The organism is Komagataeibacter saccharivorans (genome assembly GCF_004348195.1).
GTDB classification, from domain to species: domain Bacteria; phylum Pseudomonadota; class Alphaproteobacteria; order Acetobacterales; family Acetobacteraceae; genus Komagataeibacter; species Komagataeibacter saccharivorans.
The window spans coordinates 2,001,468-2,016,907 of sequence record NZ_CP036404.1 but is presented as its reverse complement, the minus strand read 5'-3'; the positions used below and the strand labels follow the sequence as shown (position 1 = coordinate 2,016,907).

Sequence of the window (15,440 nt, the reverse complement as noted above, 5' to 3'; positions counted from 1 at the left end):
ATCATAACGACAGACACGGATAAAAGCTGGATATGAGCACCAACATCCCCTCCGCCTCCGCGCAACTTGATTTCGCCCATCCGCCGCGCATTGCGATCGTGGTCAGCCGTTTCAATGAAAACGTGACCCACGGACTGCGTGATGGCGCGCTGGCGTGGCTGGCGGAACATGCGATCGCCATGCGTGATGATGACGTCATGTATGCGCCCGGTGCCTACGAACTGCCCCTTCTGGCCCAGACGCTGGCCCGCACGGGCCGTTACGATGGTGTGGTCTGCCTTGGCTGCGTGATCAAGGGCGATACGGCGCATTTCGAATTCATAAGCCTTGGCACGGCGATCGGCCTGCAGCAGGCATCGCTGAATACGGAAGTGCCGATCGCCTTTGGCGTGCTGACGACCTATACTGATGAACAGGCCGTGGTCCGTTCGCGTGATGACGTGCACAACAAGGGACGCGAGGCCGTGGCGGCCTGTGTCGAAAGTCTCGCATTGCTTCAGAAAATCAGAGGCTGCTAAGATGCCACAGGACACCATAAATGGCTGAAAACGACCATTTATGGTCCTGTTTCAATCTGTGGACAGGGATGGCGGATGCGGCAGTTCACCCTCATCGCCGGGGCATTCGGAATTGGTCTGACCATATGGATGCTGGGGCGTTTTGGCCTGCATGACATTCTCTGGCTGATGGCGGCCGGGGGATGGAGCATCCCTGTCATCATCCTTTTCCATACGACACAGGTCTGCGCTTCGGCGCAGGCATGGCGCATGCTGGCCCAGACCGGGCGCGCCCGTCTGGGCTTTGGCGATTTTTTCGCCCTGCGCTGCGCGCGCGAAGGGATCAACAACCTTCTTCCCGTGGCGCAGGTGGGGGGCGAGGTCATCACCACCCGCCTTCTGGCGCGTAGGCATCATGTGGGCCTGCGGCGCGCGGCGGCGGCGACCATATGCGACCTGACCATCGAACTGCTCAGTCAGGTGACGTTCACCCTTATCGGGCTGGGGGTGCTGTTCTGTCTGGTCCATCGTTCCGCCGTTACGGATGAACTTATGGAAAGTGCCCTCGCAGCCGTGGCGCTGGGTGCGGTTTTCCTTGGCAGCCAGTATCTGGGCGCGGTGTCGGTTGTGGAAAAGTTGCTGGTGCGGATCGCGGCCCATCTGGGATGGGACGGGGTGGAGGATATCCGTGGCCTGCATCAGGAAATCCTGACCCTTTACCGCACCCATGAAAATTCGCTGCGTGCGGGCGCGTTGCAACTGCTGGGCTGGTCGCTGGGCACGTTCGAGGTTTTTCTGGTTCTCGACGCGATGGGCCATCCCCTTTCGCTTGCTGACAGCTTTGTGATCGAGAGCGTGGGACAGGCCGCGAAGTCCGCAGGCTTTGCCGTACCCGGCGCGCTGGGCGTGTCCGAAGGGGGGTATATCCTGATCGGTGGGCTGTTTGGCCTGTCGCCGCAGGTAGGGATCGCGCTTTCCCTGATCAAGCGCCTGCGGGAAATCGCATGGGGCCTGCCATCGCTTCTGGCATGGCAGGTGATGGAAATGCGCTGGATACGTCCCGAGCCCGCCCATGCGAAGGAAATACATCTGTCCGGTCGATCATGATATCGCCACGCTCCGTGCGTAGGCGTGCGTCATGAAGAACCACCTTGCATCACGACCGCATCATGGGCCAAACCGGGCATCTTCACGGACTGCCGCGCGCCACGCGGTACGCCGTAGTTTTTGAAGGGCTGAATACTCGTCATGCTATCGGTACCGCTTGGGCGTCTTGTCGCTTTCTGTTCCCGTCGTGCCATTGCGGTCGTGCTGGCTTTTGCCGTGCTGATAGCGGGCGCGACCTATGCCAGTTACATGCTGCTGGGCGTGACCACCGATACGGACACGATGTTCTCCTCCTCGCTCGACTGGAAGAAGCGGTCGGACGAAATGGGGCGGCTGTTCCCGCAGAAGCAGGACCAGCTTGTCGCCGTAATCGATGCGGCCCTGCCGGAGGAGGCGCAGCAGACCGCGCTGGCGCTGGCCGCGAAGCTGCGCGATGACCATGCCCACTTCAATTACGTCACCACGCCCCAGACCGATCCCTACCTTGTGCGCAACGGTCTCATGTTCCTTGATCCGACGGCGCTGGAGCGTGTGCTCAACACCACCATCACCGCCCAGCCGTTCCTGAGTGAACTGGCAGCCGACCCGTCAGGGCGGGGGCTGTTCAGCGCGCTGGACCTGATCGCGCTTGGCGTCAGTCAGGGGCAGGCGGATCTGGGCAACTTTCAGGCGGCGCTGAACGGTTTCGCCACCACGTTGCAGCATTCGGTCGATGGCAGTCCCGAACCCCTGTCATGGGAACGGCTGCTGGCGGGTGATCTGGCGGATCTGGGCGGCAAGTTCCAGTTTGTCGTGACCCAGCCCAAGCTGGACTATGATTCCTTCCAGCCCGGCGGCGCGGCATCGGATGCGATCCGGGCCGCCGCCAATGACCTGCCGTTTGTCAAGAACGGACGCGCGCATGTCCACATCACCGGCGATACGCAGATTGCGGATGAGGAATTCGCAACCGTGGCCGAAGGCATGGTCGCGGGGCTTCTGGGTTCGCTGGTGCTGGTTACGCTGTGGCTGATTCTGGCGGTGCATACATGGCGCATCATCGTGCCCATTATCGTCACCCTGGTATCCGGCCTGCTGCTGACCACGGGCTTCGCCGCCATCGTGGTGGGCAAGCTGAACCTGATCTCGGTGGCGTTCGCCATCCTGTTCGTGGGCATTGCGGTGGATTTCGCCATCCAGTTTTCAGTGCGCTTCCGGGCGCAGGCACAGCCCGACGGCTCTTCCCCCGGCCTGCTGGACGCGCTTGAGCGCACGGGGAATGAAACGGGGCACCAGATCCTTGTCGCCGCCATGGCGACATCCGCCGGTTTCCTTGCGTTTACGCCCACTGCTTTTGTCGGCGTGGCCCAGCTTGGGCTGATTGCCGGCTTCGGCATGCTGTTCGCCTTCATCTGCACGCTTACGCTGCTGCCCGCGCTGCTGCGCCTGTTCCGGCCGACCGCAGGCCATGGCCGCATGGGCTTTACCTTCGCCCGACCCGTGGACCACGCGATCCGCCGCCATCGCTGGCCGATCCTTGCCGTTTTCGTGGTGATCGCACTTGTGGGACTGGGGCTGACGCCACGCCTGACATTCGACGCCGACCCGCTGCATACCAAGAACCCCAAATCGGAGGGGATGGTCACGCTGGGCATGCTGATGTCGGAGCCGCAGTATTCGCCCTATACCGTGGATGTGCTGCTGCCCAATCTGGATCAGGCCGCCGCCATGTCGGAGCGCCTGTCCGGTCTGCCGCTGGTGCATGACGCGCTGTGGCTTGGCTCCCTCGTGCCATCCGACCAGAAGACCAAGCTCCCGCTGATTCAGGATGCGGCCAGCCTGCTGCTGCCGACGCTGGTGGTTCCCAATCCCAAGCCTGCGCCGGATGCGGTCGAACTGCGCGCCGCTGCCGCCAGGACCGCTGCCGCACTGGGCGGCGTACTGGACCAGTTGCCGGCCAACGATCCGCTGCGGCGCATCCAGTCGGCCCTTGCGCATCTGTCCAAGGCCGATGACCAGCGCGTTCTGGCTACGAACGAGGCACTGGTCCGCTTCCTGCCCATGCAGCTCGACATGCTGCGCGGCATGCTTCAGGCCAAGCCGGTGACAATTGCTGATGTGCCCGCGCAACTGGCACATGATTACCTGCTGCCTGATGGCCGTGCGCTGGTCGAAGTCCATCCCAGCCATGAGATGCAGGGCAATCGCGCGCTGCACACCTATGTCGATGAGATCCGCAAGGTCGCGCCGATGGCTGCAGGGTCCGCCATCGATATCGTGCAGAGTGCCGCAACCATGGTGCATGCCTTTGTCACGGCGGCGGGTGCGGCCATTGTCATGATCGCCATCATCCTGTCGGTCGCGCTGCGCAGGCTGCTGGATACCGCGCTGGTGCTCGCACCCCTGCTGCTTTCGGCGCTGATGACGGTGATCCTGATCATCGTGGTGCCTGAACAGCTCAATTTCGCCAACATCATCGCCCTGCCGCTTCTGCTTGGGGTGGGCGTGTCGTTCAACATCTACTTCGTCATGAACTGGCGGGCGGGGATCAAGCTGCCGCTGTCCAGCCCGACGGCGCGTGCGGTACTGTTTTCGGCGCTGACCACGGGCACGGCCTTCGGATCGCTGGCGGCATCGCACCATCCGGGCACGGCCAGCATGGGGCGGCTTCTGCTGCTGTCGCTGGGCTGCACGCTGGTTGCGACCCTTGTTTTCGTCCCGGCCCTGCTGCCCAAGCGGTCGATCGACGCGGAATGATCCTTTCGGGGGTATGAAATGAAAAAGGCCGCATCCTTGGGAATGCGGCCTTTTTTCATGAATGGAGGGTGCGTTTCAGGATTTGAACCAGACTTCCACCGGCCCCTTGACCTTCATGGCCATGGGGTTGCCAAAACGGTCGGTGCCACGGCCTACGGCCAGACGCACCCAGCCTTCGCTTATGCAGTATTCCTCGACATTGGTTTTCTCAATGCCCTTGAAGCGCACGCCAATGCCGCGATCGAGCAGGGCCTCGTCATAAAAGGGGCTGGCGGGATTGACGGACAGACGGTCCGGCGGGGTATCGGTCATATCTGGTCTTTTCCGTATGCTGAACGTGAAACGCTGTCTGACATAGCGGCAATGCCCTTACTCTCCAACACCCTGTGACGCATCTTCCTCCACCACGCGGATCGTGGCCTGCCCGCGGGTTATGTCGGTAATGCGTGCGCGCACCTCCGCTTCGCGTACGACGGGCACCGTTATATGCAGCGTCACGCCCGCCGCGCCGAATTCCTCCCCAGAGATCTGGCAGTCCATGCTTTCCAGCCGGGCGCGCAGCAGGGCGTGTTCGGAAAAACCGCAGCCAAAGGTCAGGGCCACCATTTCCACAATGGGTTGGCGGGGGGCGAGGCGCAGGCATTCCGCCGCCGTGCCGCCATAGGCGCGCACCAGCCCGCCCGCGCCCAGCTTGGTACCGCCGAACCAGCGGGTCACGACCACCACCGTCCGGTCGAAGCCCTGCCCCTCGATCACCTGAAGGATCGGGCGTCCCGCCGTGCCGCCCGGCTCACCCGCATCATCGCTGCGGTAGGTCTGGCCGATCAGATAGGCCCAGCAGTTATGGGTCGCATCGGGATCGCTGACGGCGGCGATGAAGGCCATGGCTTCCTGCGGGGTGGCGACGGGGGCGGCCTGCGCCAGAAAGATGCTTTTCTTTATTTCCCGCTCCAGCATGGCGGGGGCCTGTAGCATGAAGCGCTCGGGTGCACTCACGCCGGGGCCTCCTCCATCCCCTGGGTGAACAGGCTGACCAGATCGCCCAGATGACCGATTTCATGCAGGCCCAGCCCGTCGGGCGCGGTGGGGCGGCGGTTGCCCCGCGCGATGCGGCGCGGCAGGTAGGCGTGTTCGAAGCCCAGTTTGTGCGCTTCCTTCAGCCGTGTATCGGGCTGGGAGACCTGCCGCACTTCCCCCGACAGGCCGACTTCGCCGAAATAGACGGAACCCGCGCTGGTGGGCTGGCCTGTCGCCGCCGAAACCAGTGCGGCAGCCACCGCCATGTCTGCCGCCGGTTCCATCACGCGCAGCCCGCCCGCCACATTCAGATGGACATCCATTGCATTGAGCTTGATGCCGCAGCGCGCTTCCAGAACCGCCAGCAGCATGTTCAGCCGCCCGGTATCCCAGCCGACCACCGCCCGGCGTGGCGCGCCATCCCCCCCTTTGGGCGAAAGCAGGGCCTGCACTTCCAGAAGGACGGGACGGGTGCCTTCCATACCCGCGAACACGGCGGAGCCTGCGATATGGCCGCGCCGTTCCGCAAGGAACAGGGCGGAAGGGTTGGGTACTTCCTCCAGCCCCTGATCGGTCATGGCGAAAACACCGATTTCATCGGTCGCGCCAAAGCGGTTCTTGGCCGCGCGCAGGATGCGGAACTGGTGGCCGCGATCGCCCTCGAAATACAGCACCGCATCAACCATGTGTTCCAGAACGCGGGGGCCGGCCAGTGCCCCTTCCTTGGTGACGTGTCCTACAAGGATCAGGCTGAAACCGCGCTGCTTGGCCAGACGGATCAGTTCGAATGCGCTGGACCGGACCTGACTGACGGTGCCGGGCGCGCTTTCCACCGTTTCCATCCACATGGTCTGGATCGAGTCGATTACCACCATCGCCAGATCGCTTTCCGCTTCCAGCGTAGCGGCGATGTCGGCCACGTTTATCGCGGCAGCCAGTTCCAGCGTGGGCGCTTCCAGTCCCAGCCTGCGGGCACGCAGGCGGATCTGGTCAACCGCCTCCTCGCCCGAGATATACATGACCTTGCGCCCCAGACGCGCCAGTGCGCAGGCCCCCTGCAACAGCAGCGTGGACTTGCCGATGCCGGGATCGCCGCCCACCAGCACCACGGATGCGGGCACCAGTCCGCCACCCAGCACGCGGTCGAGTTCGCTGATCCGCGTTTCTATCCGGGGTGGCGGAGGCGTGTCGCCCGCCAGCCCCACAAGATTGATGCGCGCGCCGCTACGCCTGCGCGCGTTCGTGCCACCGGTCGCGGTGGGTTCAACCGATTCTTCTACAATGCTGTTCCATGCACCACAGGCGTCACACCGGCCCGACCACTTGGGAAAGACCGCCCCGCAGGACTGACAGACAAAACGATTGGCGGGCCGACGCGCCATGATGGCTCCTTGCGCAAGAACAGACCGGTTTCATATGGGGTGGCGGTGCCCCGGAATCAGGTGGGCACGTCAACCTTGATCGGGCCTTCGCGCCGACCATGGGTAAACTGGTCCACGACCGGGTTGCCGCTGTTGAACAGTGTGGACGGCGCACCCTGCCAGATCAGCCTGCCTTCATACAGCATGCCGACCTGATCCCCGATCCGCTGGGCGGATGCCATGTCATGTGTGATGGCGATGGCGGTGGAACCCAGCTTCCGCACGCAATCGGCAATCAGCCCGTCAATCACGGCCCCCATGATCGGGTCGAGGCCGGTGGTCGGTTCATCAAAGAACAGGATTTCAGGCCGGGCCGCGATCGCGCGTGCCAGTCCCACGCGCTTCTGCATCCCGCCGGACAGTTCGGAAGGGGACAGGCTGCCCACGGCAGGGTCCATGCCCACCTGTTCCAGCAATGTGCCCGCGCGTTCGCGGGCCTGCGCGCGGGTCAGGCGTGGGCCATGGCCGTTGCGTGCCGCCGCCATCAGGCCGAAGGTCACGTTTTCCCACACGCTCAGACTGTCGAACAGCGCGCCGTTCTGGAACAGCATGCCAATTCTGGCCATGTAGGGTTCGCGCTGCCGGGCGGACAGGGTGGTCATTTCCACGCCATCGATTTCGATGGAACCGGAATCGGGCGCCATAAGCCCGAGTATGCAGCGCAGCAGCACCGACTTGCCGGTGCCGGACCCGCCGATGACCACGAACGATGTGCCCCCCATGACATCAAGGTCCACCCCATCAAGCACCACCTTGGGGCCGAACGCCTTTTTCAGGCCGCGAATGCGGATCTTGGGTGTCTGTTGGGTCATTGCGAGAAGAATACGTCCGTCAGGAGATAATCGAATGTCAGCAGCAGGATCGATGCCGCAACCACTGCCGCGGTCGTGGCCGCCCCCACGCCCTGCGCGCCGCCGCGGCTGTTATAGCCATGGTAACAGCCCATAAGCGCGATCAGGAAGCCGAAGATGGCCGCCTTCACCAGTCCCACGGTCACATCCATCACCTTGAGGGACGCCACCGTCGCCGCGATATAGGCGGATGCGGAAAAATCCAGCTTCATCACGCATACGGTAAAGCCGCCCAGCACGCCCAGGATATCGGCCACCAGCACAAGGAAGGGGAGCGCCAGCGTGCCTGCGACCAGCCGGGGTGTAACGAGGTATTTCATGGGATTGGTGGACAGCGTGCTCAGCGCATCGATCTGGTCCGTCACCCGCATGGTTCCGATTTCAGCCGACATCGCGGCCCCCACCCGGCCCGCGACCATAAGCCCGGCCAGAACCGGCCCCAGTTCGCGCGTGACCGCAAGGATGACAATCCCGGCAATGGCGTTCTGCGCATGGTACTGGGCGAAGCCGGTATAGGACTGAAGTGCGATCACCCCCCCCGAAAACAGGGCGGTAAGGGCTACGACCGGCAGCGAAAAATAGCCGATTTCAACCAGCGTGCCCCACAGGATGCGCCAGTAGAAGGGGGGGCGGATCACATGCGACAGGGCGACGGCGGCGAACAGCGCCACCCGTCCGGCCGTGCGGATGATGTCCAGAACCGTCCTGCCCAGACCGGCAACAGAATCGAGAACGCCGTTCACAACGCCCCCCGCGTGTAGGAATGATGACCGTATCGGACAACAGGTTCGGCAAGCATGTTCCTGCCGTAGCGCGCGCTGCCCCCCACGTCAAAGCGAAAGCGCATCACCCACCCGCCAGCCCCGGACCGGGCGCGGCCTGTCCTGTGCCGGGCGGGTGGGTGGGTGGCGGCGGTCAGAAGCGTGCGGTCAGGCTGACATTGAATGACCGGCCCATGCCCGGCAGGGCGCGCAGCGATCCGGTCGCGGCGTAATCCGCCAGCGACCACCCGCCCAGCGGCAGGCTGTATTTCTGGTTCAGTACGTTGTCTATGCTGGCATCCAGCGTCATGTAACGCCAGGTGTACTGTCCCCCCAGCCCAAGCAGCGCATAGCCGGGGGTGCGGGGTTCATTGCGCACCCAGTCCACCGTATCCTTGGCCTTGACGAAGGTCATTTCCACACGACCGGTCCAGTTTTTCCACTGTTCATGCAGCGCCACGTTTCCGTTGGTCGGCATCTGGTGATACAGGCCCGCGCCATTGGTCAGATCCTGTCCGCGCACCCAGTTGATGTTGGTCACGATCTCGCCATGGCCAAAACGGGCATTGTGCCACAGGCGATAATTGCCCGATGCGTTGATGCCGTAGCTCTGGGCATTGTGGTTGACGAATTCCAGTGTCGAGAACTGCCCCGATGACGCGATGCGTCGCACGTTCACGTAATTATGGGTGTAGGTGTAATAGGGCTGGATTTTCAGGTCCCAGCGATCGCCATCGGGGTCATGCCAGTCAGCGGTGATGCTGGCGGTATTGGCGACTTCCGGCTTGAGATCGGGATTGCCGACATAGCCGTTCCCGTCCCCGAACCAGTTGATCATGCTGGTGACCATGGCCGAACGCCCCCATGCGTAGCGTTCGTACAGGTTGGGCGAGCGCGTCTTGCGGGCATAGCCGCCTTCGATCGACAGGTCGCGGCGTGGCTTCCAGCGGACAAGGGCGGTCACATCGAAGTTTACATCCGTCCGGCCCCGGTCGGTGGCGTTGAACTGGCTGGCGGCGGCGATGTTCGCGTTGCTCATCATGGAGGGCATGGTGGAATAGGGGGCGACCGGTCCCGTATTCATCATGACCAGATCATTGCGGAAACCCAGCAGGGTCGAGACGCGCGGTGTCCACGCGGCTTCCCATTCCACGAAATGGCCCAGACGGTCACGGTGGCCGTCATTGATGCTGTGATAGGTGTCAGGCCCCATCATCATGCTGCCCGCGACCGGTGGCCACCAGTCGTTCAGGCCGGAATGGTCGAATGAACTGCCCAGCCGCAGGGTATGTTTTTCCGCCAGCGCAATGGTGGCCTTGATGCTGTAGCCCGCCATGCGGGCATTGGTGTTCATGGGCATGTGGGTGGTTTTCCGCCGGTCGGGCAGGAAGTCCATCGCGTGGTCCTCGCGCTGCCAGTAGCCACGCGCTTCCAGTTCGCCCCAGTCGAATGTGCCGACATACTTGCCGTTTACATAAGTGGAGCGGTTGTTGGTCATGTCCATGTACTGGTTGGCGAATCCCTCATGCGGGGTGTCCTGCTGCCCGAAGGTCAGGGTGAGCAGGTGATTGTCCTTATGGACGCCAAAGGTCACGTCATGGTTGTAGGTCAGGTAGCTGGTCGAACGGACCAGACCGGCATCCCCGCCGCCCTTGTAATCGCCCGCCTGACTGTAGGAAGCATTGTAGCGCAGGCTGAACATGTCATTCGCCACCGTCAGGCTGCCCGATGCGCCATATCCGCCGCCATTGCTGCGATAGGTGCCGGTTACGTGGCCGGTCACCAGTATCTTGCCATGCCGTGCGAACTGCGGGTCACGGCGTTCCACGTCGATGGTGCCGCCAGTGCTGTCCCCGCCCATGCTGACGGGCGTGATCCCCGCAATGGCGGTGGCGGTCTCCACACTGTCGGAATCGATGAAGGACAGGGCGGGATTCATATGGTTCGGACAGCCGGAGGGGATGCGTACCCCGTCCACCACGGTTGCCACCCGGTCATCGGCCATGCCGTTGAGCGCGGGGAGTGCGGCAAGCCCCCCCGCCGAATAGGCACTGACCCCCGGCTGGTTACGGAACAGGCTGACCGCGTCGGGGCTGCTGAGGCGCGCGGCGGTGGTATCCGCCTGCGATGGCGAACTGGCGGACAGCAGGCGTTCGCCCATTGGGGTATCTTCGGCCGAGTCCTCGATCGACAGGCCGGGCAGGGTTACGGTGGTTTCAGCCCGCGCGGCATGGCACAGGCCAGCGGCCAGCATGCTGCCGCCAGCGGCCATCGCGATAAGCGTGGCCGGTGATTTTATGGAAGTCACTTTTCATGTCCTGAACAGGAGACCGGAAAGCGCATGCCCACGGGGGCATGCGGCGGCATGGGGGTTCAGGATACGGAAGGTGGCCCCTGCGCAGGGGGAAGCCCCAGTATGACGGGCGGCGGCGCGCGCGGCTGGCTGAGTGCATGCCGGGGGCGTGCCCACGTAACGGGCGGCAGCGGGACAAAGGGCAGGACGGTCAGGACCAGCGCAGGCAGGTGCAGCAGCGGGCACAGCGGGCAGCCTTCGGTATGGTCATGGCCCGGCTGGTCCATGGGGTCGGTATGTCCCGGCCCCATGTCATCCATCATGGTGTCGTGGCTGGCATCGGCCTGCGGCATGTCCGCCATGTGGGGCATCGGCGCAATGTCGATGCCTGTCAGCCGCATGATGGTCGAACGCGGCAGCTCACCCGGCAGGCTGCGGCTTTCAATCAGCAGTTGCCCCCACAGCCCCAGGCATGCGCACAGCACCATGATCCAGCGGATCGCAGGCATGTCATGCAGGAAAGGGTGGCGGGCGTGGCCCATGTTTGAACGGGTGCTTTCTGGCTGTAAGATAAGGGCGGTAACGGGTATGTGTTCTCGGATACGCCTACGTTTTTGTCAAATCTGGGTAAGGTCTTGCCACCGTAATGGATAGAAGCGTGCAGCAGCAGGACAGACGCGCAGGCAGGCTTGCCACACCGTTTTCCACCATGTCCGAACGTCCGGGCTGGCGTGCCATGGCCGCCGGCTGGGCCGTGCTCCTGGCGATACTGGTGCATGGCATGATCGGGGCATGGCTGTTACCGCGCCAGACGCCGGTGCATGAACTGGCGGGCGAAAAAAACAGCATACAGGTCTTTTTTGACCGGCCGGAGGTTGCGCCCGCGCCCACATCGGCTACGCCACAGCCACAGCCACAGCCACAGCCACAGCCACAGCCACAGCCACAGCCACAGCCACAGCCACAGCCACAGCCACAGCCACAGCCACAGCCACAGCCACAGCCACAGCCAAAGGTGCGACAGCAGGATGAAATACGCCGGCCGGTGGTACGTCCGGCACCCACGGCGGCTCCGCCCGTTCCGGCGCATGCTGTATCTGTCCACAGCAGCGCAGGCGCGGTTGCTACACCGGGCGGACAACAGGCAGGCAGCGCGAGCCATCCCGCCATTGCGCCACAGAATGGCGCGACAGCAGGGACAACGGCATCATCCGCTACGGCACCACATTGTACCCAGCCTTCATGGCGTTACCCCGCAATGGCGCGGCATATGCACGAAGAAGGCAGTGCAGTGGTGGATCTGACACTCGGGGAACAGGGACAGGTGTTACAGACGACCCTGAAAACCGGCACCGGCTACGATGATCTGGACAGCACCGCCCTTGCTGCTGCCACCAAGGTGCAGTGTTCGGCAACGGGAACAAATCTGAATGGCAGACATGTATTGCTTCCGGTTACGTTTCATCTACATTGATTGAATTAATATTATATAATTCAATCGAGAAGAAATATTTCATTTAATGAATAAATGCTGTGGTGCGACCTGCACGCGCTACGATTTTAGCAGGAGAATTGAGGAGCGCCTGCCCCCGGTTGGAGACAGATCTGTAATATAAGGTCTCTTGCCGCAGCCTGCCCGTGCCGCGACAGTAAAAACATATAAAGCATACGTTTTTACTTAATAATATATAACTAGTCATGGTCTGCGAGCTGCGGGACTCGAACCCGCACGCCCTGTTGCGGGCGCAAGATTTTAAGTCTCGTGCGTCTACCATTCCGCCAAGCTCGCATATGCCGCCCTGTTTAGCATAAGTGGGACGCAGGACAATCGTCAGGCAGGGATTTTATTGGACTGTCAGCCGGATGACCTCACCCGACATGCATAGGTGCAGGAATGGAGGCGTGTTTCTGATACTGGCCCGCCCGTCCGCGCAGGCCAGTATCAGGAAAACTTACTGCTGGAATGCGCGGGCCAGTATGTTCTGCTTTTCAAGTGATACCGGCAGGGTTGTATTGGTCAGGGCTATGCCCTGCCACCCGGCGCCCAGTGCGGTGTACAGGTTGATGGCATCCTGCAGGCGCTCCAGCCGCGCCATGGCTTCGGCATTCTGGGCGTTCAGGGTCGTGCGTTCCGTCGTCAGTACTTCCAGGAAGCCGACAAGACCGGCGGCATACAGCTTGCGGGCGCGTTCGCTGGCCAGCGCACTGTCTTCCGCCGCCTTGGCCAGCAGTTCCGTGTGTTCTTCATCATCATGCCATGCGGCCATCGCATCTTCGACTTCACGGAAGCCCTTGAGCACGGTCTGGCGATAGTTCAGGCGGCTGGCTTCCGCCGCCGCCTGCGTTGCGCGGACCTGCGATGTCATCTTGCCGCCGTGCATCAGCGGCAGCGATGCCATCATCAGGAACTGCCAGCTCATCGTGGCGGCTTCCGTCATCTGGGACATAACGGATGCGTTCGGATTGAAGCTGATGGGGATGCTGAAATTCGGATAAAGCTGCGCCACCGCCATGCCGATTCGGGCCGTGGCTTCGGCGTACTGGCGTTCGGCTGTGCGGATGTCGGGACGGTTGGCAAGGACGATCGACGGCAGGGCCGCGGGGAATTCCGGCACCTTGGGCAGCGGTTTGGCTACCTTCAGTTCGATTTCCGACGTGCCCGGCATCTGTCCCATCAGCACATCAAGCGCATGCGTGATCTGGGAGATATGGGTCTTCAGCGGTTCACGCGCCGCGGTCTGGGAATCCAGTTCCGCCTTGGCCTGCGCGATCTGCATCGTGTTGCCCACGCCTTCCAGATACAGGCGGTTGGTCAGATCATAGGCATCCTGCGCGACGTGGATGTTGTTGTTCGCGATCTCCAGCCGCAACTGCTGGTCACGCAGCATCATGTAATCGCTTGCCACTTCGGACAGGATCATGACCATCAGCGCGCGACGTTCCTCGATCGTCGCCTCGACCGCGTATTTCTGCGCTTCCACGCTGCGGCGGATGCGACCGAATACGTCAAGCTGCCAGCTTCCGGCCATGCCGTAGGTCAGGTAGTTCGCATCCGGGTGGTTGGCCGGGTTACCGGGGCGAAGGGGCCAGTTTTCGATATTGATCGAATACCGCACGTTACCGCCGCCCGCATCGGCATCAAGCTGCGGATACCACTGCGATGCCTGCACATCGCGGATGGCGCGTTCCGCAAGGATGTGCTGCCCGGCTGCCTGCAGGTCGTAATTGCCTGCAATCGCCTTGTCGACCAGCCTGTCGAGTTCAGGGTCCTTGAACAGATGCCACCACTGCTTCAGTTCCCGGTCGGTTTCCTCGATCTCCTCCGGCGTGGCGGCGTGATCGTCCTCGGTGAACTTGGCCGGGGGTTTCATGCGGTCCGACTGGTACCGCGGCCCGACCGTGCAGCCGGTCAGGAAGATGGCCGCGGTCAGGAACAGGCCGGTCCTGCGGGTAACGGAATTGATGTTCATGATCGTGCCCGGCGCCTTACAGATGGTCTTGCAGCCAGGTCGTCAGACGGCCGCGTTGGGTACGGGACTGGGGTCCGACGCTGATCGTGGCGGTCATGCCGGCGGCCAGCGTCACGCTGTCAGGCACGTGGTCCAGATGGATACGCACCGGGATACGCTGCGCCAGTCGCACCCATGTAAAGATCGGGCTGACATCCTGCAGGCCCAGCCCGTCGGGCTTGCCGTTCTGGTCGTTGATACCGCGCGCGATGCTGACGACGTGACCGGGGATGATGTCCTTGTAACCCATGAGCTTGACGCGGGCTTCGTCACCCACATGCACGCCCCACATCTTGGTTTCTTCAAAATAGCCGTTGACCCAGTAGGAATCCGCATCGATCACCGCCAGCCGGGCATGTCCCTCGGTCACGTAATCACCAACCCGAAGGTTCAGGTTGGTGATGTTGCCGTTGACGGGGGAATACAGGATGGAGCGCTGCAGGTTCAGCTTGGCCAGATCAAGGGCCGCGCGGGCCGCGTCCACCGATGCGATCTGGGTTGCGACGTTCGAGTTGAAGACTTCCTGCTCTTCCGCCGACACGATGCCACCCAGCCCCATACGGCGGCGTGCGTCATTCTGCTTGAGCTTCAGGTCCTCCAGCGCGCCGTCCAGACGGGCCTGCGCCTCGCGGATGGCCAGACGGAAACGCACGGGGTCAAGCACGAACAGCGGGTCGCCACGATGGACGTACTGGTTGTCGACCACCGGCAGTTGCACCACCGTTCCCGATACTTCCGGCGCCACATCGACAACATAGACACGGACACGTCCATCACGCGTCCACGGGGCAATCATGTAGGTGTCCCATAAGGTGATTCCCATGACGATGGCCATCGTTACGACCGCCAGGGTCAGGACCACACGAATGAGGGTGCGCAGGAGGGGCATGGGGATTTCTCGAACCTTCTTGGGGCAGTCAGATGTACAGGATCATGAGGCAGAGGACGCAAGTGTATAGCGCGACCTCGAACAGGGCGAGATGCCAGAACCATTTCATGATGCCACACCACCATAACAGCGAGCGCAACAGCATGGTGACGGGCAGGGCCGCGACGGCATAGACCACAATCGGTGCCATGAAGACACCGAATAGATTGAATTCGCTCAGCATCAGGCGGTTCTCATTCCGAACGGTCCCGTTGAAGGAGAAGCAGGCGGGAACAGACGATGGCAGATGCCCCGCGTGTCCGCCGCTATCTGTAGCGGACCGGGCGAGCGGAAGAAACCGGCAATGGCGCCAAAGTGCA

At 62.6% G+C, this 15,440-nt stretch carries 14 protein-coding genes and 1 tRNA gene; 4 read left to right on the top strand and 11 right to left on the bottom strand.

Annotated elements, in window-relative coordinates; translation table 11 throughout:
• The first annotated feature begins 32 nt into the window (after nucleotides 1-32).
• The 3 genes from ribH (at nucleotide 33) to KSAC_RS09220 (ending at nucleotide 4,340) form a co-directional block, all read left to right on the top strand.
• Nucleotides 33-518 (top strand): 6,7-dimethyl-8-ribityllumazine synthase, encoded by a 486-nt coding sequence (gene ribH, locus KSAC_RS09230; protein WP_132305173.1) that lies wholly within the window; start codon nucleotides 33-35, stop codon nucleotides 516-518.
• Between the two features lie 75 nt (nucleotides 519-593).
• Nucleotides 594-1,604 (top strand): lysylphosphatidylglycerol synthase domain-containing protein, encoded by a 1,011-nt coding sequence (locus KSAC_RS09225; protein ID WP_102324902.1) that lies wholly within the window; start codon nucleotides 594-596, stop codon nucleotides 1,602-1,604.
• Nucleotides 1,605-1,745: 141 nt separating this feature from the next.
• Nucleotides 1,746-4,340, top strand: a complete 2,595-nt coding sequence (locus tag KSAC_RS09220; protein ID WP_132305172.1) for an MMPL family transporter — start codon at nucleotides 1,746-1,748, stop codon at nucleotides 4,338-4,340.
• A gap of 75 nt (nucleotides 4,341-4,415) precedes the next feature.
• Here the strand turns inward: KSAC_RS09220 and KSAC_RS09215 are convergent, their stop codons facing one another.
• From KSAC_RS09215 to KSAC_RS09185, 7 genes are all read right to left on the bottom strand, one after another.
• Nucleotides 4,416-4,652 (bottom strand): DUF3297 family protein, encoded by a 237-nt coding sequence (locus KSAC_RS09215; protein ID WP_102324900.1) that lies wholly within the window; start codon nucleotides 4,650-4,652, stop codon nucleotides 4,416-4,418.
• Nucleotides 4,653-4,709: 57 nt separating this feature from the next.
• Nucleotides 4,710-5,336, bottom strand: a complete 627-nt coding sequence (locus KSAC_RS09210; RefSeq protein WP_102324899.1) for an IMPACT family protein — start codon at nucleotides 5,334-5,336, stop codon at nucleotides 4,710-4,712.
• Nucleotides 5,333-6,739: a DNA repair protein RadA gene (radA, locus tag KSAC_RS09205; RefSeq protein ID WP_102324898.1), complete on the bottom strand. Its 1,407-nt coding sequence runs from the start codon at nucleotides 6,737-6,739 to the stop codon at nucleotides 5,333-5,335. The genes KSAC_RS09210 and radA overlap by 4 nt, the downstream gene beginning before the upstream one ends.
• A gap of 56 nt (nucleotides 6,740-6,795) precedes the next feature.
• Nucleotides 6,796-7,590, bottom strand: a complete 795-nt coding sequence (locus tag KSAC_RS09200) for an ABC transporter ATP-binding protein (protein WP_132305171.1) — start codon at nucleotides 7,588-7,590, stop codon at nucleotides 6,796-6,798.
• The gene (locus KSAC_RS09195) at nucleotides 7,587-8,372 is read right to left on the bottom strand and encodes an MlaE family ABC transporter permease (RefSeq protein WP_110546859.1); all 786 of its coding nucleotides are present in this window, start codon (nucleotides 8,370-8,372) and stop codon (nucleotides 7,587-7,589) included. Before KSAC_RS09195 ends, KSAC_RS09200 begins: the two co-directional genes overlap by 4 nt.
• A gap of 172 nt (nucleotides 8,373-8,544) precedes the next feature.
• Nucleotides 8,545-10,644, bottom strand: coding sequence for a TonB-dependent receptor (locus KSAC_RS09190; protein WP_243705366.1), 2,100 nt, complete (start codon nucleotides 10,642-10,644; stop codon nucleotides 8,545-8,547).
• Nucleotides 10,645-10,763: 119 nt separating this feature from the next.
• On the bottom strand, nucleotides 10,764-11,225 hold the full coding sequence (locus tag KSAC_RS09185) for a DUF2946 family protein (protein ID WP_174234089.1): 462 nt from the start codon (nucleotides 11,223-11,225) through the stop codon (nucleotides 10,764-10,766).
• A gap of 104 nt (nucleotides 11,226-11,329) precedes the next feature.
• Here KSAC_RS09185 and KSAC_RS09180 point away from each other — a divergent pair, with 104 nt between their 5' ends.
• Nucleotides 11,330-12,157: a TonB family protein gene (locus KSAC_RS09180; protein ID WP_132305169.1), complete on the top strand. Its 828-nt coding sequence runs from the start codon at nucleotides 11,330-11,332 to the stop codon at nucleotides 12,155-12,157.
• 230 nt (nucleotides 12,158-12,387) lie between these two features.
• Here KSAC_RS09180 and KSAC_RS09175 read toward each other — a convergent pair.
• The 4 genes from KSAC_RS09175 to KSAC_RS09160 form a co-directional block, all read right to left on the bottom strand.
• A tRNA-Leu gene (locus KSAC_RS09175) sits at nucleotides 12,388-12,472 on the bottom strand.
• Between the two features lie 163 nt (nucleotides 12,473-12,635).
• The gene (locus tag KSAC_RS09170) at nucleotides 12,636-14,153 is read right to left on the bottom strand and encodes an efflux transporter outer membrane subunit (protein WP_132305168.1); all 1,518 of its coding nucleotides are present in this window, start codon (nucleotides 14,151-14,153) and stop codon (nucleotides 12,636-12,638) included.
• A gap of 16 nt (nucleotides 14,154-14,169) precedes the next feature.
• Nucleotides 14,170-15,081, bottom strand: coding sequence for a biotin/lipoyl-binding protein (locus tag KSAC_RS09165; protein WP_102324885.1), 912 nt, complete (start codon nucleotides 15,079-15,081; stop codon nucleotides 14,170-14,172).
• Nucleotides 15,082-15,109: 28 nt separating this feature from the next.
• The gene (locus KSAC_RS09160; protein WP_010510087.1) at nucleotides 15,110-15,304 is read right to left on the bottom strand and encodes a DUF1656 domain-containing protein; all 195 of its coding nucleotides are present in this window, start codon (nucleotides 15,302-15,304) and stop codon (nucleotides 15,110-15,112) included.
• Nucleotides 15,305-15,440 lie beyond the last annotated feature (136 nt).

What these genes read in the sequence shown, in the direction of transcription:
- KSAC_RS09185 (WP_174234089.1), bottom strand. Translation starts at nt 11,225, where the DNA reads ATGGGCCACGCCCGCCACCCTTTCCTGCATGACATGCCTGCGATCCGC.
- KSAC_RS09200 (WP_132305171.1), bottom strand. Translation starts at nt 7,590, where the DNA reads ATGACCCAACAGACACCCAAGATCCGCATTCGCGGCCTGAAAAAGGCG.
- KSAC_RS09160 (WP_010510087.1), bottom strand. Translation starts at nt 15,304, where the DNA reads ATGCTGAGCGAATTCAATCTATTCGGTGTCTTCATGGCACCGATTGTG.
- KSAC_RS09190 (WP_243705366.1), bottom strand. Translation starts at nt 10,644, where the DNA reads ATGCTGGCCGCTGGCCTGTGCCATGCCGCGCGGGCTGAAACCACCGTA.
- ribH (WP_132305173.1), top strand. Translation starts at nt 33, where the DNA reads ATGAGCACCAACATCCCCTCCGCCTCCGCGCAACTTGATTTCGCCCAT.
- KSAC_RS09180 (WP_132305169.1), top strand. Translation starts at nt 11,330, where the DNA reads ATGGATAGAAGCGTGCAGCAGCAGGACAGACGCGCAGGCAGGCTTGCC.
- KSAC_RS09225 (WP_102324902.1), top strand. Translation starts at nt 594, where the DNA reads ATGCGGCAGTTCACCCTCATCGCCGGGGCATTCGGAATTGGTCTGACC.
- KSAC_RS09170 (WP_132305168.1), bottom strand. Translation starts at nt 14,153, where the DNA reads ATGAACATCAATTCCGTTACCCGCAGGACCGGCCTGTTCCTGACCGCG.
- radA (WP_102324898.1), bottom strand. Translation starts at nt 6,739, where the DNA reads ATGGCGCGTCGGCCCGCCAATCGTTTTGTCTGTCAGTCCTGCGGGGCG.
- KSAC_RS09220 (WP_132305172.1), top strand. Translation starts at nt 1,746, where the DNA reads ATGCTATCGGTACCGCTTGGGCGTCTTGTCGCTTTCTGTTCCCGTCGT.
- KSAC_RS09215 (WP_102324900.1), bottom strand. Translation starts at nt 4,652, where the DNA reads ATGACCGATACCCCGCCGGACCGTCTGTCCGTCAATCCCGCCAGCCCC.
- KSAC_RS09165 (WP_102324885.1), bottom strand. Translation starts at nt 15,081, where the DNA reads ATGCCCCTCCTGCGCACCCTCATTCGTGTGGTCCTGACCCTGGCGGTC.